This is a genomic window from Streptomyces sp. NEAU-174 (assembly GCF_052665095.1).
In genome coordinates this window covers 325,314-344,871 of the sequence record NZ_JBQTCE010000013.1, presented here as the reverse complement: position 1 = coordinate 344,871, position 19,558 = coordinate 325,314, and the positions used below count along the sequence as shown (strand labels likewise).

The window sequence follows — 19,558 nt, the reverse complement described above, 5'->3', positions numbered from 1 at the left end:
GACCCCTCAGTTCACCGGGAGGCCCGCCGCGCGCCACGCCTGGAAGCCGCCGATCAGATCGGTGGCCCGCGCCAGTCCCAGCCGGCGCAGCGAGACCGCGGCGAAGCTGGAGGCGTAGCCCTCGTTGCACACCACGACGACCCGCAGATCGTGGTGGGTGGCCTCGGGCAGTCGGTGGTCGCACTGCGGGTCGAGCCGCCACTCCAGCTCGTTCCGCTCGACGATCAGCGCCCCCGGGATGGTGCCGTCGCGCTCCCGCAGCGCCGCGTACCGGATGTCCACCAGCAGCGCGCCCTCGACCTGCGCCGCCGCGGCGTCGAGGGGCTCCAGCCGGTCGAGTTCCTCGCGGGCCTCGGCCAGCAGCTCGTCCACGCTCCGCTTGGTCGTGTTGGTCGTGTTGGTCGTGCCCATCGTGTTCATCCCCACTCCTCGGGCCGCTCGACCTGCTCCAGCCGCAGCGTCTGACCGGTACGGCTGTAGCGCCGCATGAGCGGCAGCGGCGGATAGTAGGCGTGCACCGACACCGCATGCTCGGTGTCGGACGGGTTGATCACCTCATGCACATGATGCGGTCCGAAGGCCCGGCCCTGCCCGGCGGGCAGCCGCCGTTCGCGGTCCACACCGTCGGCCAGCTCCAAGGTCTTCCAGCCCTCGGTGGGCAGACGCGCGGCGAGTGACTGCTCGTTGAGCTCACCGGCCGCCGAGACGAAGGCGCCATGGGAGCCGCCGTGGTCGTGCCAGCCGGTGCCGGTGCCCGGAGGCCAGCCGATCAGCCAGGCCTCGCTGCCGCCCGGACCGTCGAGCCGCAGCCAGGTGCGGCCCTCCGGATCGAGCGGAAGCGAGGCGACGAGCTCGGCGTCGGCGGCGGTCCGGCGGGCGAAGTCGAGCAGTTCCGCGGCGCTGGGCGGGGCGACGGGCCCGGCTGCGGGGTCCGTACCGGGGTCCGTGACGAGGCCCGCGGAGAGGTGCGTGGGACTGGAGGGGGAAGTGCGTACGTCGGGCACAGAGAACCGTCCTGAATGATCGCGAAAGGGGCGCGGCTGTGCCGCGCGGGAAGGAAGCGGATCAACAGGACGGACGACAGACACAGCCCGCGTAGCGGACCAGGTCCAGATGGACCCTCCGCCAGAAGCGAGGCAAGCACGTGTCAGTCACGCTGCGAAGTGAATCATGTGCCGGAAAGGAAGGTCAATCTCACCGGCCTCGGACGTGGATGCGCGTCCGGACCACGCACGCCCGCGCACGGACTCCACGCACGCCAGCGCACGGACTACAGCACGCCCGCAGACGACCGCCCGCGCCCGGAGACGCGACCAGGGCGCCCGAGCGCGAACCCGGGCGCGCCCCCGCTGAGCCCGCCGCGTCTCCCGCGCTACCGCCGTGCGCTCGCCTCCGCCGGGGCGCCCCTGGCCGCGATTCCGCCCCTGGCCGCGTCCGCGCACGCGTACAGCGCGCTCGGCCGCACCCCGGACAGTGCCGCGGCGAGATGGCCGTCCGGCCGCACCAGCAGCACGGTGTGCGCCGGAGCACCCGGATACGCCTCGGTGACCAGCAGCTCGGTGCGCAGGGGCAGCGCGGCGACGGCCGCCGCCAGCCGCGGCATCAGCCCGGCGCGCATCCAGTGGCGGCGGTCCCACACCCCGGTGCCGGGGGCGACCAGCACCACCAGCAGCTCCCGCCCGAGCCGCTCCCGCAGCCGTACGACCGAGCCGTCCGGCGCGGTCACCGGCACATCGGCGACCGGTGCCCCGAGCGCCGTGCCCACCGCGACCGAGCCGTCCGGCGACGTGGCCGGGGCCAGTGGCGAACGGTCGTAGACCGGCGGCGCGCCCAGCGGACCCCGCCCGAGATGGCCGTCGGTGAGCAGCGCGTCGTGCCCGCGCGCCCCGCCGGGCCGCACGGTGCGCCGCACCGCGTGCCAGCCGCCGGCCGCCCGCACCAGCGGCAGCGCCTGGTCGGCCGCGCGCAGCCGGGCCCCGACGGCTCCGCGCCGCTCCGCCTGATAGCTGTCGAGCAGGGCGTCCGAGGCCCCGTGGTGCCAGGCGAGGGAGAGTTTCCAGGCGAGGTTGTCGACGTCCCGCAGCCCTTCCTCGAGCCCCTGGGTGCCGAGCGCGCCCAGCAGATGGGCGGCGTCCCCGGCCAGGAAGGCGCGCCCGACGCGCCAGCGCAGCGCGAGCCGGTGGTGCACGGTGTGCACGCCGGTGTCCAGCAGCTCATAGGGGGGCTCGGATTCGCCGCACCACCCCGCGAGGGTGTCGCGCACCCGCACCATCAGGGCGTCGGGGGTGACGAGATCGCGGCCGGGCGGCAGCAGCCAGTCGATCCGCCACAGGCCGTGCGGCAGCGGCCGGGCGGTGACCTCGGCGTCGATGCTGCGCCAGGGCGGGGAGCGGTGCAGAAGGGCCTCGCCGGGCCAGGGGAGTTCGGCGCGCAGCGCCGCGACGGCGTGCCGCTCCACCGCCGTACGGCCCGGGAAGCGCACGCCCAGGAGCTTGCGGACGGTGGATCGCGGCCCGTCGCAGCCCACCAGATAGCTGCCCCGCCACCAGGTGGCCTGGGCGCCCCGGGTGCGCACCCCGACCCCGTGGTCGTCCTGCTCCAGGTCGTCGATCCGGGTTCCGGAGACGATCCGGACGAGGTCCTCGTCGCCCACGGCGGCCAGCGAGCCCCGCAGCGCCCGGGTGAGCTCGTGCTGGGGCAGATGCAGCGGTGAGGGCGCCGACACCGGTGCCGTCTCGTCCTCCGGGGAGTGCCCGTCGCCCTCGGGAGCCTCCATGGCCTCCATAAGGCCGCCGTCCCAGCCGCCGGTGCCGCGCTCGGACGAGGGCGAACCGCCGAAGAGGGCGCCGGGAGTGAGGGGCACCTGCCGCACCAGCTGCCGCCGCCGCATCGTGCGCCATCCGGTCCACGGCCGGGTGCGGGCGGTGACCCGGCAGCCCAGCCGCTCCAGCAGGGCGGCGGCGTCCGGGCGCAGCACGACGGTGCGGGCCAGGCGGCTCTCCTCGGCTTCCGTGGACTCGTCCAGCAGGATGACGGGCACCTCGAGGCGCGCGAGGGCGAGGGCCAGGGTGAGGCCGACCGGGCCCGCCCCGGCGACGATCACCGGGTCCACGGTGCGGTTCCTGTGGCCCTGCGGGTCGTACGTGACGTACGGAAACTGGCAGTTGAAACCCGGTGAGCGATCACAGAAAGCATGCAACCCACTGCCGCTGCCCGCGTCAAGCGACGAAGGGCGGTGGCGCGTGCGCCACCGCCCTGCTAAGGGTCTCGCTCATCCGCCCGGCCTCCCCGGACGGCGTCCGCCCGGCCCTTCCGGACGGCGTCCGCCCGGTCGCCGGGGACGTCCCCTCAGTTCGTCTTGCCCGCGGACGCGTCCGGTGCCGAGGTCGTGGACTGGTCGACGACGTCGAGCGCGTCGGCGGCCGCGAGCGGCTGCCCGGCGTCCGCGACCCGGATGCCGGTCTTGGCACGCCGGCCGCGCCGCTCGATCCAGGTGGCGAGGGCGGAGAGGGCCAGACACATCGCGATGTAGATGACACCGCCGACGATGATCACCGGAACGTACGGGTTCTCGTCGTTGACCACGATGTTGCCGGCCAGCTGCTGAAGCTGGAACAGCAGCTCCTGGTAGGTGATGACGTAGCCGAGCGAGGTGTCCTTCAGGGTCACCACCAGCTGGCTGATGATGGTCGGCAGCATCGCCCTTACGGCCTGCGGCACCAGGACCGTCATCATGACCTGGGTCTTGCGCATGCCCAGCGCGTACGCGGCCTCGCGCTGGCCCCTGGGCACCGAGTTGATGCCCGCGCGCAGGACCTCGGCCTGGACCGAGCCGTTGTAGACGGTAAGGCCGATGACCAGGGCCCAGAAGCCGGTGTTGTCACCGCTGAGCCCCAGGTCCGAGCGGTAGGTCAGGAAGAGCACCCACAGCACGTAGATGGTGATCAGCAGCGGGACGGCCCGGAACAGCTCGATGAAGCCGGTCGCGAGCCAGCGGACGGGCTTGTGGTCCGAGAGCCGGCCGGTGGCCAGCAGCACACCGAGGGCGAGGGAGAGGACCGCCGCGACCGCGAACACCTTCAGGGTGGTGATCACACCGTCGCGGATGCTGTTCCGCACCCCCGCGTAGTTGAAGATGTCCCACATCTCGGGCGCGAACTGGCCCTTGGCGTTCAGCCGCACCACCGCGAAGACGATCAGCCCGAGGACGGCCAGGCCGCCGACCACGGAGAAGATGCGGTTCCGGACGCGGGCCTTGGGGCCGGGGGCGTCGTACAGGACGCTCGAGCTCATCGGGCCACCTCCAGGCGGTTCTCCAGCAGCCGGAAGAGACCGCTGATGGCGAACGTGATGACCAGGTAGCACAGCGCGATCCACAGGAAGATCCAGCCGATCGCGAAGCCCTTGTCACTCAGCAGCTTCGAGACATTGAACAGTTCGGTGTTGCTGAATGCCCCGGCGATGGCCGAGTTCTTGGTGAGCGCGATGAAGATGCTGCTCATCGGGGGAATCACGGACCGGGTGGCCTGGGGGAGGACGATCAGCCGGAGGGTCTGGAAGAAGGTCATCCCCAGGCTGCGGGCGGCCTCCGCCTGGCCGAGCGGCACGGTGTTGATACCGGACCGCACGGCCTCGCAGACGAAGGACGACGTGTAGCAGCCCAGCGCCATCATGGCGAGGACGAAGGGGCTCGTCCCCGGGAAGAAGATCTGCGGGATCACGAAGAACGAGATCAGGAACAGCAGGGTCAGCGGGGTGTTGCGCAGCAGCGTGACCCAGGCCGTCCCGAACGCCCGCAGCGGCGGTATGGGCGACACCCGGAAGCCGGCTATGACGACGCCCAGAACGAGAGCCAGCGCCGCACTGGCCGCCGTGATGGAGAGGGTTCCCAGGAACCCCTCCCGGAACTGGGGCAAATGATCGAGAAGTACGTTCATCGATTCTCCGCGGTAGCGGTCAGGTCAGCGGCGTGCGGAGCGCACCGGCTTCGAGGCGAACGGGTGAACAGGTGAACGGGCGGACGAGCGAACGTGCCCGTCGGGGAACCCTGCTCAGTAGCGCGGCAGGGGCGTCTTCGGCGCGACGTAGGAGGAGCCGGACTTGCCGAGCGTGCCCTCGTACGCCTTCTTGTAGTCGCCGTTCTTGATGTGCTTCTCGAGCGAGTCGCTGATCGCGTCGCGGAGCGCCTTGTCGTTCTTGGCCATGCCGACGCCGTACGGCTCCTCGGTGAACGGCTTGCCGACCACGTACAGCTTGCTCGGGCGCTGGGCTGCGTAGCCCTTGAGGATGGCGTCGTCGGTGGTGACCGCGTCGACCTGGCCGTCGAGCAGCTGCTTGACGCAGAGCGAGTACTTGCTCAGCTCGGTGGTCTTGGCGCCGTACTTCGGCTTCTTGATCTCCTGGAGCGGGGTGGAGCCGACGATCGAGCAGACCTTCTTGCCCTTGATGCTGTCCGGGCCGGTGATCTTGCCCTTGTCCTCCTTGCGGACCAGCAGGTCGGCACCGGCTGTGAGGTACGGGCCCGCGAAGCCGACCTGCTTCTTGCGCTCGTCGTTGATGGTGTAGGTGCCGACGTAGTAGTCGACCTGGCCCTTGGAGATCGAGGTCTCGCGGACGTTGGAGTCCACCGTCTTGAAGCTGATCTTGTCGGCGGAGAAGCCGAGGTCGGCGGCGACCATCTTGGCGATCTCGATGTCGAAGCCGGAGCGCTTGCCCTCGGTGTCCTGGAACCCGAGGAAGGGCTGGTCGGCCTTGGCGCCGATGACGATCTTGCCGCGCTTCTGCGCCGCCTTCAGGGTCGGCGAGTCGATCTTCACATCCTTCGCGACCGTGTACTCGCCGCTGAAGACCTCGCCGCCCTTCGGCTTGTCCCCTGCGGTGCCCTTCTCGCCGCCACAGGCGGTCGCCGTCGCGGCCAGCGCGAGAACCACCGTGGCCGCCGCGGCCGTCTTACGAATCCTCATGGTGCCCATCCCTCTGTGTTCAGTACGTGGTTCACATACGCAGTGGCGAACGTGGAGCGGTCTGCCGGGCCATGTGCGGGTCCGGCGGGCTCAGCCGGCTCAGTGGTGCAGGATCTTCGACAGGAAGTCCTTGGCCCGGTCGCTTCGGGGGTTGTTGAAGAACTGCTCCGGCTCGGCCTCTTCGACGATCCGGCCGTCGGCCATGAAGACCACCCGGTTCGCCGCGGAGCGGGCGAAGCCCATCTCATGGGTGACGACGACCATCGTCATGCCGTCCCGGGCGAGCTGCTGCATGACCTCCAGCACCTCGTTGATCATCTCCGGGTCCAGCGCCGAGGTCGGCTCGTCGAAGAGCATCACCTTCGGGTCCATGGCCAGGGCGCGCGCGATCGCCACGCGCTGCTGCTGGCCACCGGACAGCTGGGCGGGGTACTTGTCCGCCTGGGCGCCGACGCCGACCCGGTCGAGCAGCGTGCGGGCCTTCTCCTCGGCGGCCTTCTTGTCCGACTTACGGACCTTGACCTGGCCCAGCATCACGTTCTCGAGCACCGTCTTGTGCGCGAAGAGGTTGAAGGACTGGAAGACCATGCCGACGTCGGCACGCAGCCGGGCGAGCTCCCTGCCCTCCTGGGGCAGCGGCTTGCCGTCGATCGTGATGGAGCCGGAGTCGATCGTCTCCAGCCGGTTGACCGTGCGGCACAGCGTCGACTTCCCGGACCCGGACGGCCCGATGACGACGACCACTTCACCCCGGCTGATGGTCAGGTCGATGTCCTGGAGCACATGCAGCGCGCCGAAGTGCTTGTTGACTCCTGACAGCGCAACCAACGCGTTCGCCACCGGTGCGGCGTCCTTGGTCACCGATACTTCGCTCATCGGCGTCTCGCTCCGTCCTCCTCGGTTGGGAGGACACTAATGAGCGCCCGCGACCAGCGTCATTACATCTGAGCTGAAATTGAGGATAACGATATGGCCGCGACACGACACTCTGCGTGAACGGGGCGACGCGCACCGTACCGGCTGCGTAACGGAAACCCGTGTGTGACCGAATGCGTCTTGACGGCTGCCCGTCGATCGGGGTGGATGCCCTGTGGCCATGTTCGTGGCCGCATTCGAAGACATGGTGACGGGGACGCGTACGGGGCGCGTCTCCCCTGATACGGAAAGGTGGCGGAGGGGCCGGTGAGACTGCTGCTCGTCGAGGACGACAACCATGTCGCCGCGGCGCTGTCCGCCATGCTCTCCAAGCACGGTTTCGAGGTCGCCCACGCCCGCAGCGGCGAGGAGGCGCTCCAGGCGCTGCTGCCGGACTCCGGCGCCCCCTTCGGCGTGGTCCTCCTCGACCTGGGCCTGCCCGACCAGGACGGCTTCGAGGTGTGCGGCAAGATCCGCAAGCGCACCGCCATCCCCGTGATCATGGTGACGGCACGCGCCGATGTGCGCTCCCGCATACACGGGCTCAACCTCGGCGCCGACGACTACGTGGTCAAGCCGTACGACACCATGGAGCTGCTCGCCCGGATCCACGCCGTCAGCCGCCGCACCGCCGCCCACGACCCGGGCCATGGCCCCGAGGAGAGCCCGGACGGCTCCCATCCGCCGCTGCGGCTCGGCCCGGTGACCATCGAGCTGCCCACCCGCCAGGTCTCCGTCCACGGGACGACCGTTTCGCTCACCCGTAAGGAGTTCGATCTGCTCGCCCTGCTCGCCCAGCGCCCCGGTGTCGTCTTCCGCCGGGAGCAGATCATCAGTGAGGTCTGGCGCACCAGTTGGGAGGGGACGGGGCGCACCCTGGAGGTCCACATCGCCTCCCTGCGCTCCAAGCTGCGGATGCCCGCTCTGATCGAGACGGTGCGCGGGGTGGGCTATCGCCTCGTCGCCCCGGCCGGCTGAGCGACCGGGGCTCCCTCGGTGCGCACGCGGCTCCTCCCGCTCCTCATCGTCCTCATGGCGGGCGTGCTCCTCGCGCTCGGCTTCCCGCTCGCCGGGAGCCTGGCCGCCCGGGAGCAGCAGCGCGTGGTCGTCGACCGGATCGACGACACCGCGCGCTTCGCCGCGCTCGCCCAGTTCGTCACCGCCGGGCCCACGGGGGCGGTCGGCGCCGAGGGGAACGAGCGGCTGGGCACCCTGCGCGCCGAGCTCAAGCGCTACCACGATCTGTACGGCATCCGGGCCGGGGTCTTCTACCGGGACCGGGACGCACCGCCCATGGCCGAGGCGCCCGGCGGCTGGCGGCTGCCGGACTCGGGTGAGAGCGCCCAGGCGTTCGACGAGGCCCTCGCCGGGCGCCGCAGCCACGATCCGCCCCAGGTGTGGCCCTGGCAGCGGGGCAGGCTCACCGTGGCCTCTCCTGTCGTCCGCGACGGGGACGTGGTGGCCGTCGTCGTCACCGACTCGCCCACCGGCCAGATGCGGTCGCGGATCCTGCACGGCTGGCTGGTGATCGGCGGGGGCGAATGCGCCGCGATGCTGCTGGCCGTCGGCGCCGCCTTCCGGCTCACCGGATGGGTGCTGCGGCCCGTGCGCGTCCTGGACACCGCGACCCATGACATCGCCACCGGGCGGATGCAGTCACGCGTCGCGGCCGCCTCCGGGCCCCCGGAGCTGCGGCGGCTGGCCCGCTCGTTCAACGAGATGGCCGACAACGTCGAGCAGGTCCTTGAGCAGCAGCGGGCGTTCGTGGCCGACGCCTCGCACCAGCTGCGCAATCCGCTCTCCGCGCTCTTGCTGCGCATCGAGCTGCTGGCGCTGGAGCTGCCGGACGGCCATGAGGAGATCGCCTCGGTGCGCGCGGAGGGCAAGCGCCTGGCCAGCGTCCTGGACGATCTGCTCGACCTCGCCCTGGCCGAGCACACCGCCGCGGATCTGCGGCTCACCGATATCGCGGAGCTGGCGACCGACCGGGTGGACGCCTGGCTTCCGGTGGCCGAGCGGGAGGAGGTCGGGCTCGCCTACACCGGCCCCGCGGCCATCACCGGCTGGGCCGACCCGGTGGCCCTGTCCAGCGCGCTGGACGCCGTCGTCGACAACGCCCTGAAGTTCACGCCCGAGGGGGCGCATGTGGAGGTCTCGGCGCGCACGGAGGGCGACACCGTGGCGATCGTCGTCGCCGACGGCGGCCCGGGCCTCACCGAGGACGAACTCGCCCGCATCGGCGACCGCTTCTGGCGCAGCGGCCGCCACCAGAACGTCTCGGGCTCGGGCCTTGGCCTGTCCATCACCCGCGCGCTGCTGACGGCGGGCGGGGGCACGATCCACTACGCGCCCAACAAGCCCTGTGGTCTGCGCGTGACCATTACGGTGCCGCGGACGGGGCCCGGTGAGACCGTGACGACCGTAAGGACGTGACGCGGGCCGTAAGGACGTGACGGCGGTACCACGAGCCGGGCAGGGGGCGGCGGCGGTGCCGGACTACGGCTTGACCGAACGGTAATAGCGGGCCGCGCCCTTGTGGAGGGCGAGGGGGTCGGTGAAGACGGCGGTCCGCAGGTCCACCTTCTGGGCGGCGTGCACCTTCGCCCCGATACGGTCCCGGTTCTCTATCACCGTGCGGGTGACGCCCTCCGCCAGATCGGGGGCCACCCGGTCCGTCGTGACCAGGAGGTTCGGTACGGCGATCGTCTTGACCGGCTCCGGCCTGCGTATCTCCTCGTACGCGTCGGCGGGCACGGTGGCCGCCCGGTAGTAGCGCGTCACCCCGCCCTGCCGATGCAGCGGGCCGGTGAGGTCGCCGAGCTGGACGAGCCGGATCGGGTAGGCGTGAGCCAGGGTGCGCACCGCGGATGTCGGCAGCCCGCCCGACCAGAAGAAGGCGTCGAGCTTGCCCTGCCGCAGCAGCTTCGGCATGGCGTCGATGCCGACCCGCTCGGCCCGGATGTCCCGGTCGAAGTCGAGCCCGGAGGCCTTGATCAGCGCCCGGGTGATCAGCTGCACGCCGGAGCCGTCGCCGCCCACCCCGACTCGCAGATGCCTCAGGTCGTGGGCCGACTGCACGGACGAGCCTCTCGGCACGACCAGCTGCATGTAGTCGTCGTACAGCCGGGCGCAGGCCCGCAGCCGCCCCGCTCCCTCGCCCTGGTAGGCGGCGACGGCGTCGGTGGCGGCGATGGCGAAGGTGGCCCTGCCCCGGGCCAGCCGCTCGACGTTGTCCGGGGAACCCCTGGACTGCTCCAGCCGCACATCGACATCGGGGAGGTCCCGGGCGAGGTCCTGCTCGAGCATCCGGCCATAGGTGTCGTAGACCCCGGTGGAGACCCCCGTCGCGAACGTCACCCGGCCGCTGGGCGAGGCGCCACCGCCCGACGCCAGCAGCCACCACAGCAGCAGCCCGAGGGCGACGAGGCCCGCGGCGGCTGACTGGAGGGCGCGGCGCCGGTCCAGGCGCGGAAGGGTGAGGGCCATGACGAGGATCCTGCCAGGCCCGCTGCCGGGAGGGGAGGGGAGACCCACTACGGAAGGGCGGGGGCGAGTCGCTACGGAAGGGCGGGGCGAGTCGCTATGGAAGGGCGGGGGTGAGTCGCGGATCCCGTGGAAGGGCGGGGCGAGTCGCGGATCCCGTTGCGCGGGCGCCGCCCCCTCATCTGCCGGAGCGCAGGGCCCGCGACAGCCCCAGGGCCGCCGTCCGGACCGCCGGTGCCAGCTGCGCCGGCCGGAAGCGGCCGCGGGGTACGGCCACCGACAGCGCCGCCACCGAGGTCGGCCCGTCGAAGACGGGAGCCGCGATGCAGCTGACCCCCGGGGCCGCCTCTTCCTCCTCGTAGGCCAGACCCGCGACCTGGGCCTGCTCGACGGCCGTGCGCAGCCGGTCCGGATCGGTGATCGAGTGGGGCGTGAGGGCGGGCAGAGGCGTGGCCAGGACCTCCTCGACCAGCTCGGAGCCCGAGAACGCCAGCAGCGCCTTACCGACGCCGGTGCAGGTCAGGGGCAGTCGGCCGCCGATGCGGGACGGCAGCCGAAGGGCGTCGTGGCCATGGATGCGCTCGACGTAGACCACCTCGTGGCCCTCGCGCACCCCGAGGTGCACGGTCTCGTGCGTGGCCTCGAAGAGGTCCTGGAGGAACGGCAGCGCGGCCTCCCGCAGATCGCGCCGACGGGGGACGAGTGAGCCCAGTTCGAAGAGGGCGCCTCCGAGCCGGTAGGTCTCGGCGTCACGTTCGAGCAGGCCGAGCCGGACCAGATCGGCGCAGAGCCGGAACACGGTGGTCTTGGCGAGCCCGGTCCGCGCGGACAGTTCCGTGAGACGGAACGCCCCGCCATCGGGGCGGAAGCAGCCGAGCACCGCCATCGCCTTGTCGAGCATATTGCCCTGTGCGCTGTTCCGTGTCATGGAACACAGTGTGCCGGTACCCGGCCGTCGGCCCACCCCCGGGGGACGGGCCGGTGGCCCGGTCCACCGCCCGGCAGAGGGGCTTCTGTGAGCGCCTACCCTTGTTGGGTGACCATCAGCAGCGACCGGAGCCCGGCAGTGGACGTTCAAGCACCCAAGAGCTACGAGATCCGCACCTACGGGTGCCAGATGAATGTCCATGACTCCGAGCGGCTCTCGGGCCTCCTGGAACAGGCGGGCTATGTCCGCGCGCCCGAGGGCACCGGCGAGGGCGAGGCCGACATCGTCGTCTTCAACACCTGCGCGGTGCGGGAGAACGCCGACAACCGGCTGTACGGCAACCTCGGCCGGCTCGCGCCGATCAAGGCCCGGCGGCCGGGCATGCAGATCGCCGTCGGCGGCTGTCTGGCCCAGAAGGACCGCGACACCATCGTCAACAAGGCCCCCTGGGTCGACGTGGTCTTCGGCACCCACAACATCGGCAGCCTGCCGGTGCTGCTGGAGCGCGCCCGCGTCCAGGAGGAGGCCCAGGTCGAGATCGCCGAGTCCCTGGATGCCTTCCCCTCCACGCTGCCGACGCGGCGCGAGTCCGCGTACGCCGCATGGGTCTCCATCTCCGTGGGCTGCAACAACACCTGCACCTTCTGCATCGTCCCGGCGCTGCGCGGCAAGGAGAAGGACCGCCGCCCCGGCGACATCCTCGCCGAGGTGGAGACCCTGGTCGCCGAGGGCGTCACCGAGATCACCCTGCTCGGCCAGAACGTGAACGCGTACGGCTCCGACATCGGCGACCGCGAGGCGTTCAGCAAGCTGCTGCGCGCCTGCGGGAAGGTCGAGGGCCTGGAGCGGGTCCGGTTCACCTCGCCGCATCCGCGCGACTTCACCGACGACGTCATCGCCGCCATGGCCGAGACGGAGAACGTGATGCCGCAGCTGCACATGCCGCTTCAGTCCGGCTCGGACACCGTGCTCAAGGCGATGCGCCGCTCCTACCGGCAGGAGCGCTACCTGGGCATCATCGAGAAGGTGCGCGCCGCGATGCCGGACGCCGCCATCTCGACCGACATCATCGTCGGCTTCCCCGGGGAGACCGAGGAGGACTTCGAGCAGACGCTGCACGTGGTGCGCGAGGCGCGGTTCGCCCAGGCGTTCACCTTCCAGTACTCCAAGCGGCCCGGGACGCCCGCGGCCGAGATGGACGGCCAGGTGCCCAAGGCGGTCGTCCAGGAGCGCTACGAGCGGCTGGTCGCCCTCCAGGAGGAGATCTCCTGGGAGGAGAACAAGAAGCAGGTCGGGCGCGTGCTGGAGGTGCTGGTCGCCGAGGGTGAAGGCCGTAAGGACGACGCCACGCGGCGGCTGTCCGGCCGCGCCCCCGACAACCGTCTGGTGCACTTCGCGCGGCCCGAGGAGCCGGTGCGCCCCGGTGATGTCGTCACTGTCGACATCACCTACGCCGCCCCTCACCATCTGCTGGCCGAGGGCCCGGCCCGGGGCGTGCGGCGCACCCGCGCCGGAGACGCCTGGGAGCGGCGGAACGCGCCCGAGGAGAAGAAGCCCGCGGGTGTGATGCTGGGCCTGCCGACGGTGGGCGCCCCGCCGCCGCAGCCGGCCGCGCCCACCGCGGGCTGCGGCTGCGACTGAGCGCGCGGCTAGGCTCACGATCATGCTGATCGCCGCCGCCGTCTGCCCGTGTCCGCCGCTGCTGGTGCCCGAGGTCGCCGCCGGAGCCGCCCCCGAGCTGGACGGGCTGCGCGCGGAGTGCTTCGAGGCCGTCCACGCCCTCGCGGCGGCGCGTCCGGAGCGCCTGATCGTGCTGGGGCCAGCCGATCGCGCCGGGCGCGGGCCGCATGCGCAGGGCGCGCCCGGATCGTTCCGCGGCTTCGGCGTGGAGGTGGATGTGCGGCTCGCCGCGCCGGTGGCGGGGGGATCCGGCCGCGAGGACGCCGCGGACGGCGGGTCCTCGCGCTCGCTGCCGACGTCGCTGGCGGTCGGCGCCTGGCTGCTGGAGCACGCGGGGTGGGACCCGGCGGTGCCCGTCGAGGGGCTGGGTGTGGGGGAACCTCTCGCGGCCGAGCGGTGTATTCAAGTCGGAAGGGAGCTCGCCGGGCGGGCGGAGCGGGTCGCGCTGCTGGTGATGGGCGACGGCACCGCATGCCGCACGCTGAAGGCGCCGGGCTATCTCGACGAGCGGGCGGCCGCGTTCGACGCCGAGGTGGCGCGGTCGCTGGCGGCCGCCGACACCGGGGCGCTGGCCGCGCTCGACGAGGAGTTGGCGTATGAGCTCAAGGCGGCTGGCCGTGCGCCGCTCCAGGTGCTCGCGGGGGCGGGCGAGGGAACGCGCCTGAAGGGGGAGTTGCGGTATGACGAAGCGCCGTACGGCGTGGGGTATTTCGTGGCGAGCTGGTCGTCATAGGCCGCTCGCGGCCGTGGAGCCCACGCTCCACGGCCGCGTACCGGCGGGGCCGGCCGGTCCGGGCCCGGCATCGCCCGCCCCCGTCTTCTGTGCCTTGTCCGCTTGGCCGGTCTTATGCGTCGCCCTTGTGCTTGGGCTTGCGCTCGTCCATCTGCGAGAGGCGGTTGAGAGCGTCCTTCGCCTTGCCCGTGCCAGTCTCGATCTTGGCGCTGTACTTGCCCTTGGTCCTGGTGTCGACCGACTTGGCCGCCTTCTCCAGGCCCCGCTCGATCCTGGCCTCGTGCTGCTGCGCGAAGCTGCCGGCCTTGCCCTTCATCTGACCGGCCTTGGCCTTGAGATTGTCCATCAGGCCCATGTGCCACCTACCCTCGTCGGTTGCCTATGCGCGGGCGCTCTCGCCGGTCTCGCTGTCGGCCGCCTCGGCCGCGGACTGCTGCTTGGGGATCCCGGCGCCTTCACCCGCCGGGTTCTCCTTCCCGCTCCGCGCGGTCTCAGCCCCATCGGTGGTCCCGGACTCGGTTTCCGCCGTCATGGCGTCGGCCGTGGCCTGGGCGTCCCGCACGGACGGTGCCTCCTTGGACGAACGGCTCGCCTCCTTCGACGCACGACGAAACCTGGAAAACACGCCCATATCTACTCCATACCTTACTCGTGTGGGCGAAACTCGCGTGGGCGAAATCCCGCGCCGCCCGGAGTCCCCCCTTGTGCGGTGCGCGGCGACTGCGCGGCGCGCGGCGACCGATTCCCCGAACCGGCCTTCGGAACCTCGCAACAGGCAACGAACCCGGCGGTGCCCCGTCACGTCGCTCATTCGAGGTGCCCCCGGGGCATTTGCGAGACTGGCCCGGTGAATACAGCAGGCCATCCGCCGCGAGTCATCGCCGTCGTCGGCCCCACAGCGGCCGGAAAGTCCGATCTGGGCGTCGCACTCGCCAGACACCTCGACGGCGAGGTCGTCAACGCCGACTCCATGCAGCTGTACCGGGGCATGGACATCGGCACCGCCAAGCTCACGGAGGACGAGCGGCAGGGGGTGCCGCACCGGCTGCTGGACATCTGGGACGTCACCCAGACCGCGAGCGTCGCCGAGTACCAGCGGCTGGCCCGCGCAGAGATGGACCGCCTGCTCGCCGAGGGCCGCACCCCCGTCCTGGTCGGCGGCTCCGGCCTCTACATCCGCGGGGCCATCGACGCCCTCGAATTCCCGGGCACCGACCCCGCCGTCCGGGCCCGGCTCGAGGCCGAGCTGGAGGAGCGGGGCTCCGGGGTCCTGCACGCCCGGCTCGCCGACGCCGACCCCGAGGCGGCGCGCGCGATCCTGCCCAGCAACGGCCGCAGGGTGGTCCGGGCGCTGGAGGTCATCGAGATCACGGGCCGCCCGTTCACCGCCAATCTGCCCGGGCACGAGGCGGTCTACGACACGCTTCAGATCGGCGTCGACGTCGAGCGCCCCGAGCTGGATGAGCGGATCGCCCTGCGGGTGGACCGGATGTGGGACGCCGGGCTGGTCGAGGAGGTCCGCCGGCTGGAGGACGCCGGGCTGCGCTCCGGCCGTACCGCCTCCCGCGCGCTGGGCTATCAGCAAGTGCTCGCCGCGCTCGCGGGAGAGTGCGGCGAGGAGGAGGCGAGGGCCGAAACCGTGCGCGCCACCAAGCGGTTCGCACGCCGTCAGGACTCCTGGTTCCGCCGCGATCCCAGGGTCCACTGGCTCAGCGGAGCGGCCGACCGCAGACGGGAACTCCTGGCGAGCGCGCTCGCGTTGGTTGAACGGGCGGTCACAGCCTGATCACGTCATGGCATCGGGAAGCTCAGCTCGTCATTGGGGCCCCGGCGGGCATGCCATCATCAAGCTCCGATCGTGCCGTGGTGTCTGGAGTTGGGAGGGCGTGTGGCGATGGAGGCCGGCCCTCGCGACGCATCGCAGCAATCGCCGCACGGAGACGCGCGGCCGCTGACCCCGGACGGCCCCGATGAGGCCGGAGGGCTCCACGAACCCGGCGCGCCGGTCCTCGAGGACGGCTCCGAGGGCGAGACCGGCGCGGGCTCGGTCTCCGGGGAGTCCTTCCGGGAGCTGCGCCCGCCGCGCCGGCTGCGGATCTGGCAGATCGCGCCGATCGTCGCCCTGGCCATCCTCGGCTCGCTGATGTTCGCCTTCCCGCTCGCCTTCGAGTTCGGCGACGGAGGGGCGGTCGTGGCCATGCTCGGCCTGCTGCTGAGCAGCTGTGCGGCGGGCTGGGGCCTGATGGCCGCCCGCCGGGTGGGCTACACCTGGCCGGGTCTGCCCCCCAGAGGCTCCGGACGCCGCCCGGACTGGCGTTTCGTCGTGCTCTATGTCGCGATCGTGGCCCTGCTGGTCGCCCTCACCTTCTGGCGGGTGGCCCGCCTCCGCTGAGCGCTCCGCTGGAGGACTTCCTCCGGTCTGCTCAGGCCCTCCGGCCAGTGGTTCTCCCAGGCGGGCCGGGCACCGGGGGCCGGTGCGGGCGGAGCCCCGTAGGATCGAGGGATGAGCACCGCACCACGGCTGGCCTTCCTGAAGGGGCACGGCACCGAGAACGACTTCGTCATCGTCCCCGACCTGGACGGCCGTCTGGAGCTGTCCGCGGCCACCGTCGCCCGGATCTGCGACCGCCGAGCCGGTATCGGCGGTGACGGCCTGATCCGCGTCGTGCGGTCCTCGGCGCACCCCGAGGCGCGGGCCATGGCCGACCAGGCCGAATGGTTCATGGACTACCGCAACAGCGACGGCAGCATCGCCGAGATGTGCGGCAACGGAGTCCGCGTCTTCGCCCGGTACCTTCAGCGCGCCGGGCTGGTCGAGGCGGGCGATCTCGCGATCGCCACCCGGGCCGGGGTGCGCCGGGCCCATATCGCCAAGGACGCCGGTGACGCCGCCCGGCCGGGCGAGGCCACGACCGGGTCCGACGGCCCGATCACCGTGGTGATGGGCGAGGCCGCGCTGCCCGGGCCCGGCCCCGAAGGGGAGATTACGGTCACGGTCGGTGACCACAGCTGGCCCGCGCGCAACGTGAACATGGGCAATCCGCACGCGGTCGCCTTCGTCGACGACCTCGCCCAGGCCGGTGATCTGTTCACGGCGCCCGCCGTGCGCCCCGCCGCCGCGTACCCGCACGGCACCAATGTCGAATTCGTCGTCGACCGCGGCCCGCGCCATGTCGCGATGCGGGTGCATGAGCGCGGCTCCGGCGAGACCCGCTCCTGCGGCACCGGCGCCTGCGCCGTGATGGTCGCCGCCGCCCGCCGTGACGGGGCCGATCCGGCCGTCACCGGCCACCCCGTCACGTACACCGTGGACGTTCCCGGAGGGCGGCTTGTCATCAGTGAACGGCCGGACGGTACGGTGGAGATGACCGGCCCTGCCGTGATCGTGGCCGAGGGGGAGATCGATCCCTCCTGGCTGGGCACGGACCTCGGCTGACACTTCCCTCGAATGGGTGATCCGTTTCACTCTGGGCGAGAGCCGGTCGGCCGTGCGTGATGGGCTCGATAGCATCAAGCACCGGCCCCGGGGGAGTACCCACGCCGGTTGACGCTCGACGCCGCCGGAGGTTGCCCATGAGCGCAGAGGCCACCGACCAGGCCCCGTTCGGTCGCAGGCGCGGCCTCCCCCGCATCGACCTGCGCAATCTCCGCAGGTTCAGCCGGGCCGCCCTGCTCGGGTCCGCCTCCCGCGGCCGGCTGCCGGACGCGATCGAGCATGTGGCCAAGGTCCATCGCGTCCACCACCCCGGAGCCGATCTGGATGTGCTCCGCAAGGCGTATGTCCTGGCCGAGTCCTCCCACCGCGGCCAGATGCGCAAGAGCGGTGAGCCGTACATCACCCATCCGCTGGCCGTCACGCTGATCCTCGCCGAACTGGGCGCCGAGACCACGACGTTGACCGCCTCGCTGCTCCACGACACTGTCGAGGACACCGAGGTGACCCTCGATCAGGTGGGGGAGGAGTTCGGCGAGGAGGTCCGCTTCCTCGTCGACGGTGTCACCAAGTTGGAGAAGGTCGACTACGGCGCGGCGGCCGAGCCCGAGACCTTCCGCAAGATGCTCGTCGCCACCGGCAACGACGTCCGGGTGATGTCGATCAAACTCGCCGACCGGCTGCACAACATGCGCACCCTCGGCGTGATGCGCCCCGAGAAACAGGCGCGCATCGCCAAGGTCACCCGCGATGTGCTGATCCCGCTCGCCGAGCGGCTCGGGGTGCAGGCGCTCAAGACCGAGCTCGAGGACCTGGTCTTCGCCATCCTCCACCCCGAGGAGTACGCGCGGACCCGCGAGCTCCTCCTGGCCCACGCCGGCCGCCCCGACCCGCTGGCCCAGGCCGCCGAGGACGTACGGGGCGTGCTGCACGAGGCGGGCATCACCGCCGAAGTCCTGGTCCGGCCGCGGCACTTCGTCTCCGTCCACCGGGTCGGGCTCAAGCGCGGCGAGCTGACCGGCACCGACCTCGGCCGCCTTCTCGTCCTGGTCGCCGACGACGCGGACTGCTACGCGGTCCTCGGCGAACTGCACACCTGCTTCACCCCGGTGATCTCGGAGTTCAAGGACTTCATCGCGGTCCCCAAGTTCAACCTCTACCAGTCGCTGCACACGGCCGTGGCCGGGCGCGACGGCGAGGTCACCGAAGTCCTCATCCGCACCCACCAGATGCACCGGGTCGCCGAGGCCGGAGTGATCGCCCTCGGCAATCCGTACGCCCCGACGGAGGGTGTGGACGCCCCCGAGGGCGAGCGGGCCGACCCCACCCGCCCCGGCTGGCTGTCCCGGCTGCTCGACTGGCAGAGCGCCACCCCCGACCCCGACATCTTCTGGACCTCGCTTCGCGATGACCTCGCCCAGGACCGGGAGATCACCGTCTTCCGCTCCGACGGCGGGACGCTCGGCCTGCCCGCGGGGGCGAGCTGTGTGGACGCCGCGTACGCCCTGTATGGCGACGACGCGCACTCCTGTATCGGCGCCCGGGTCAACGGCAGGATCGCGACCCTGAGCACGGTGCTGCGCGACGGCGACACCTTGCAGTTGCTGATGGCGAGCGACTCCCGGGACACCGCATCCCACGGCCCCTCGCCGGAGTGGCTCGACCACGCCCGCACCCCGGCCGCCCGCATCGCCATCAACCGCTGGCTGGCGGCCCATCCGGCGTCTCAGCACGAGCTCCGGGAGCCCGCCGAGGCGCCGGAGTCCGCCTCCGGGCTCACCGACCGCGACGGGCAGGACAGGCAGGACGGCCAGGACGGCCACGAGACGCAGGACGCGCAGGCCACGCGGGGCTCACAGGCTTCGCAGGCTTCGCACGGCGGCCAGACCGTCGCCCCCGCGTCGACCGGTGCGGGCCGTCCCGAGGCGGGCATCGTCGTCGACCTGCCCGGCGCGACCGTACGGCTCGCCCGCTGCTGCACCCCGGTGCCGCCCGATGCGATCACCGGCTTCGCGGTCCGCGGCGGCGCCGTCACCGTGCACCGCGAGCGGTGCCCCGGAGTGGCGCGGATGACCTCGACCGGGCGCACGGCCGTCGGAGTGCGCTGGGCGGACGAGGACGACGGGGACGGGGGCGGCGACTACCGCGTGACCCTCTTCGCGGAGGCGTTCAGCAGGCCGCATCTGCTCGCGGATCTCACCGAGGCCATCGCCGCCGAGGGCGCGGAGGTGGTGGCGGCCGCCGTCGAACCGCCCCGTGAGCAACGGGTCCGGCACACCTACACGCTCCAGCTGCCCGACGCGGGCAGGCTGCCCACGCTGATGCGGGCCATGCGGAACGTCCCCGGGGTCTACGACGTGACGCGCGAGGGCCGCAGCATGGCCGCGGCGCACTGACGGGCGGGCGCGATCCTGAGCGGCCCG

At 71.9% G+C, this 19,558-nt stretch carries 20 protein-coding genes; 8 read left to right on the top strand and 12 right to left on the bottom strand.

Annotation, left to right across the window (positions count from 1 at the left end; all coding sequences use genetic code 11):
* Window positions 1–6: 6 nt before the first annotated feature.
* The 8 genes from ACT2CW_RS34020 to ACT2CW_RS33985 all read right to left on the bottom strand — a co-directional run bounded on the left by ACT2CW_RS34020 (window position 7) and on the right by ACT2CW_RS33985 (window position 6,839).
* Entirely contained in the window at window positions 7–420 is a 414-nt protein-coding gene (locus ACT2CW_RS34020; RefSeq protein ID WP_445519365.1) for a rhodanese-like domain-containing protein, read from the bottom strand.
* The gene (locus ACT2CW_RS34015) at window positions 417–1,004 is read right to left on the bottom strand and encodes a cysteine dioxygenase (protein ID WP_445519364.1); all 588 of its coding nucleotides are present in this window, start codon (window positions 1,002–1,004) and stop codon (window positions 417–419) included. The genes ACT2CW_RS34020 and ACT2CW_RS34015 overlap by 4 nt, the downstream gene beginning before the upstream one ends.
* Window positions 1,005–1,065: 61 nt before the next feature.
* Window positions 1,066–1,155 carry a putative leader peptide gene (locus ACT2CW_RS34010; protein WP_309471148.1) on the bottom strand — a complete coding sequence of 30 codons (90 nt, stop codon included), beginning with the start codon at window positions 1,153–1,155 and terminating at the stop codon, window positions 1,066–1,068.
* 217 nt (window positions 1,156–1,372) lie between these two features.
* Entirely contained in the window at window positions 1,373–3,112 is a 1,740-nt protein-coding gene (locus tag ACT2CW_RS34005; protein ID WP_445519363.1) for an FAD-dependent monooxygenase, read from the bottom strand.
* Between the two features lie 236 nt (window positions 3,113–3,348).
* A complete protein-coding gene (locus ACT2CW_RS34000) occupies window positions 3,349–4,293 on the bottom strand; it encodes an amino acid ABC transporter permease (RefSeq protein ID WP_445519362.1) in 945 nt (314 codons plus the stop codon).
* A complete protein-coding gene (locus ACT2CW_RS33995) occupies window positions 4,290–4,937 on the bottom strand; it encodes an amino acid ABC transporter permease (protein ID WP_020868017.1) in 648 nt (215 codons plus the stop codon). Before ACT2CW_RS33995 ends, ACT2CW_RS34000 begins: the two co-directional genes overlap by 4 nt.
* A gap of 114 nt (window positions 4,938–5,051) precedes the next feature.
* Window positions 5,052–5,963, bottom strand: coding sequence for a glutamate ABC transporter substrate-binding protein (locus ACT2CW_RS33990; RefSeq protein ID WP_445519361.1), 912 nt, complete (start codon window positions 5,961–5,963; stop codon window positions 5,052–5,054).
* A gap of 99 nt (window positions 5,964–6,062) precedes the next feature.
* Entirely contained in the window at window positions 6,063–6,839 is a 777-nt protein-coding gene (locus ACT2CW_RS33985; protein WP_182471390.1) for an amino acid ABC transporter ATP-binding protein, read from the bottom strand.
* Between the two features lie 306 nt (window positions 6,840–7,145).
* Here ACT2CW_RS33985 and ACT2CW_RS33980 point away from each other — a divergent pair, with 306 nt between their 5' ends.
* Window positions 7,146–7,856: a response regulator transcription factor gene (locus ACT2CW_RS33980; protein WP_037958178.1), complete on the top strand. Its 711-nt coding sequence runs from the start codon at window positions 7,146–7,148 to the stop codon at window positions 7,854–7,856.
* A gap of 18 nt (window positions 7,857–7,874) precedes the next feature.
* Window positions 7,875–9,311: an ATP-binding protein gene (locus ACT2CW_RS33975; protein WP_445519360.1), complete on the top strand. Its 1,437-nt coding sequence runs from the start codon at window positions 7,875–7,877 to the stop codon at window positions 9,309–9,311.
* Window positions 9,312–9,374: 63 nt separating this feature from the next.
* Here the strand turns inward: ACT2CW_RS33975 and ACT2CW_RS33970 are convergent, their stop codons facing one another.
* Window positions 9,375–10,364: a TAXI family TRAP transporter solute-binding subunit gene (locus ACT2CW_RS33970; protein ID WP_445519359.1), complete on the bottom strand. Its 990-nt coding sequence runs from the start codon at window positions 10,362–10,364 to the stop codon at window positions 9,375–9,377.
* Between the two features lie 175 nt (window positions 10,365–10,539).
* Window positions 10,540–11,262, bottom strand: coding sequence for an IclR family transcriptional regulator (locus tag ACT2CW_RS33965; protein ID WP_445519390.1), 723 nt, complete (start codon window positions 11,260–11,262; stop codon window positions 10,540–10,542).
* 135 nt (window positions 11,263–11,397) lie between these two features.
* Between ACT2CW_RS33965 and miaB the strand changes: the two genes are divergently transcribed.
* Together miaB and ACT2CW_RS33955 are read left to right on the top strand one after the other, a co-directional pair.
* Window positions 11,398–12,930, top strand: coding sequence for a tRNA (N6-isopentenyl adenosine(37)-C2)-methylthiotransferase MiaB (miaB, locus tag ACT2CW_RS33960; RefSeq protein ID WP_445519358.1), 1,533 nt, complete (start codon window positions 11,398–11,400; stop codon window positions 12,928–12,930).
* 22 nt (window positions 12,931–12,952) lie between these two features.
* Window positions 12,953–13,702 (top strand): class III extradiol dioxygenase subunit B-like domain-containing protein, encoded by a 750-nt coding sequence (locus ACT2CW_RS33955; protein ID WP_445519357.1) that lies wholly within the window; start codon window positions 12,953–12,955, stop codon window positions 13,700–13,702.
* 112 nt (window positions 13,703–13,814) lie between these two features.
* On the opposite strand, the gene ACT2CW_RS33950 is transcribed toward ACT2CW_RS33955, so the two are convergent.
* Together ACT2CW_RS33950 and ACT2CW_RS33945 are read right to left on the bottom strand one after the other, a co-directional pair.
* Window positions 13,815–14,057: an antitoxin gene (locus ACT2CW_RS33950; RefSeq protein ID WP_037958196.1), complete on the bottom strand. Its 243-nt coding sequence runs from the start codon at window positions 14,055–14,057 to the stop codon at window positions 13,815–13,817.
* A gap of 24 nt (window positions 14,058–14,081) precedes the next feature.
* Window positions 14,082–14,264, bottom strand: coding sequence for a gliding motility protein (locus ACT2CW_RS33945; protein ID WP_244202654.1), 183 nt, complete (start codon window positions 14,262–14,264; stop codon window positions 14,082–14,084).
* Window positions 14,265–14,549: 285 nt separating this feature from the next.
* On the opposite strand from ACT2CW_RS33945, the gene miaA reads away from it, so the two are divergent.
* The 4 genes from miaA (at window position 14,550) to ACT2CW_RS33925 (ending at window position 19,531) form a co-directional block, all read left to right on the top strand.
* Window positions 14,550–15,488 carry a tRNA (adenosine(37)-N6)-dimethylallyltransferase MiaA gene (miaA, locus tag ACT2CW_RS33940; protein WP_445519356.1) on the top strand — a complete coding sequence of 313 codons (939 nt, stop codon included), beginning with the start codon at window positions 14,550–14,552 and terminating at the stop codon, window positions 15,486–15,488.
* A gap of 108 nt (window positions 15,489–15,596) precedes the next feature.
* Window positions 15,597–16,094, top strand: coding sequence for a hypothetical protein (locus ACT2CW_RS33935; protein ID WP_164432534.1), 498 nt, complete (start codon window positions 15,597–15,599; stop codon window positions 16,092–16,094).
* Between the two features lie 111 nt (window positions 16,095–16,205).
* Window positions 16,206–17,138, top strand: coding sequence for a diaminopimelate epimerase (dapF, locus tag ACT2CW_RS33930; protein ID WP_445519355.1), 933 nt, complete (start codon window positions 16,206–16,208; stop codon window positions 17,136–17,138).
* 137 nt (window positions 17,139–17,275) lie between these two features.
* Window positions 17,276–19,531, top strand: a complete 2,256-nt coding sequence (locus ACT2CW_RS33925) for a RelA/SpoT family protein (RefSeq protein WP_445519354.1) — start codon at window positions 17,276–17,278, stop codon at window positions 19,529–19,531.
* The last annotated feature ends 27 nt before the right edge of the window (window positions 19,532–19,558 follow it).

Excerpts from the sequence above, each read along its gene's own strand:
- ACT2CW_RS34000 (WP_445519362.1), bottom strand. The coding sequence starts at position 4,293 with ATGAGCTCGAGCGTCCTGTACGACGCCCCCGGCCCCAAGGCCCGCGTC.
- ACT2CW_RS33965 (WP_445519390.1), bottom strand. The coding sequence starts at position 11,262 with ATGCTCGACAAGGCGATGGCGGTGCTCGGCTGCTTCCGCCCCGATGGC.
- ACT2CW_RS33925 (WP_445519354.1), top strand. The coding sequence starts at position 17,276 with ATGAGCGCAGAGGCCACCGACCAGGCCCCGTTCGGTCGCAGGCGCGGC.
- ACT2CW_RS33955 (WP_445519357.1), top strand. The coding sequence starts at position 12,953 with ATGCTGATCGCCGCCGCCGTCTGCCCGTGTCCGCCGCTGCTGGTGCCC.
- ACT2CW_RS34020 (WP_445519365.1), bottom strand. The coding sequence starts at position 420 with ATGAACACGATGGGCACGACCAACACGACCAACACGACCAAGCGGAGC.
- ACT2CW_RS33995 (WP_020868017.1), bottom strand. The coding sequence starts at position 4,937 with ATGAACGTACTTCTCGATCATTTGCCCCAGTTCCGGGAGGGGTTCCTG.
- ACT2CW_RS33950 (WP_037958196.1), bottom strand. The coding sequence starts at position 14,057 with ATGGGCCTGATGGACAATCTCAAGGCCAAGGCCGGTCAGATGAAGGGC.
- ACT2CW_RS33990 (WP_445519361.1), bottom strand. The coding sequence starts at position 5,963 with ATGAGGATTCGTAAGACGGCCGCGGCGGCCACGGTGGTTCTCGCGCTG.
- ACT2CW_RS33970 (WP_445519359.1), bottom strand. The coding sequence starts at position 10,364 with ATGGCCCTCACCCTTCCGCGCCTGGACCGGCGCCGCGCCCTCCAGTCA.
- ACT2CW_RS33985 (WP_182471390.1), bottom strand. The coding sequence starts at position 6,839 with ATGAGCGAAGTATCGGTGACCAAGGACGCCGCACCGGTGGCGAACGCG.
- ACT2CW_RS33935 (WP_164432534.1), top strand. The coding sequence starts at position 15,597 with ATGGAGGCCGGCCCTCGCGACGCATCGCAGCAATCGCCGCACGGAGAC.
- dapF (WP_445519355.1), top strand. The coding sequence starts at position 16,206 with ATGAGCACCGCACCACGGCTGGCCTTCCTGAAGGGGCACGGCACCGAG.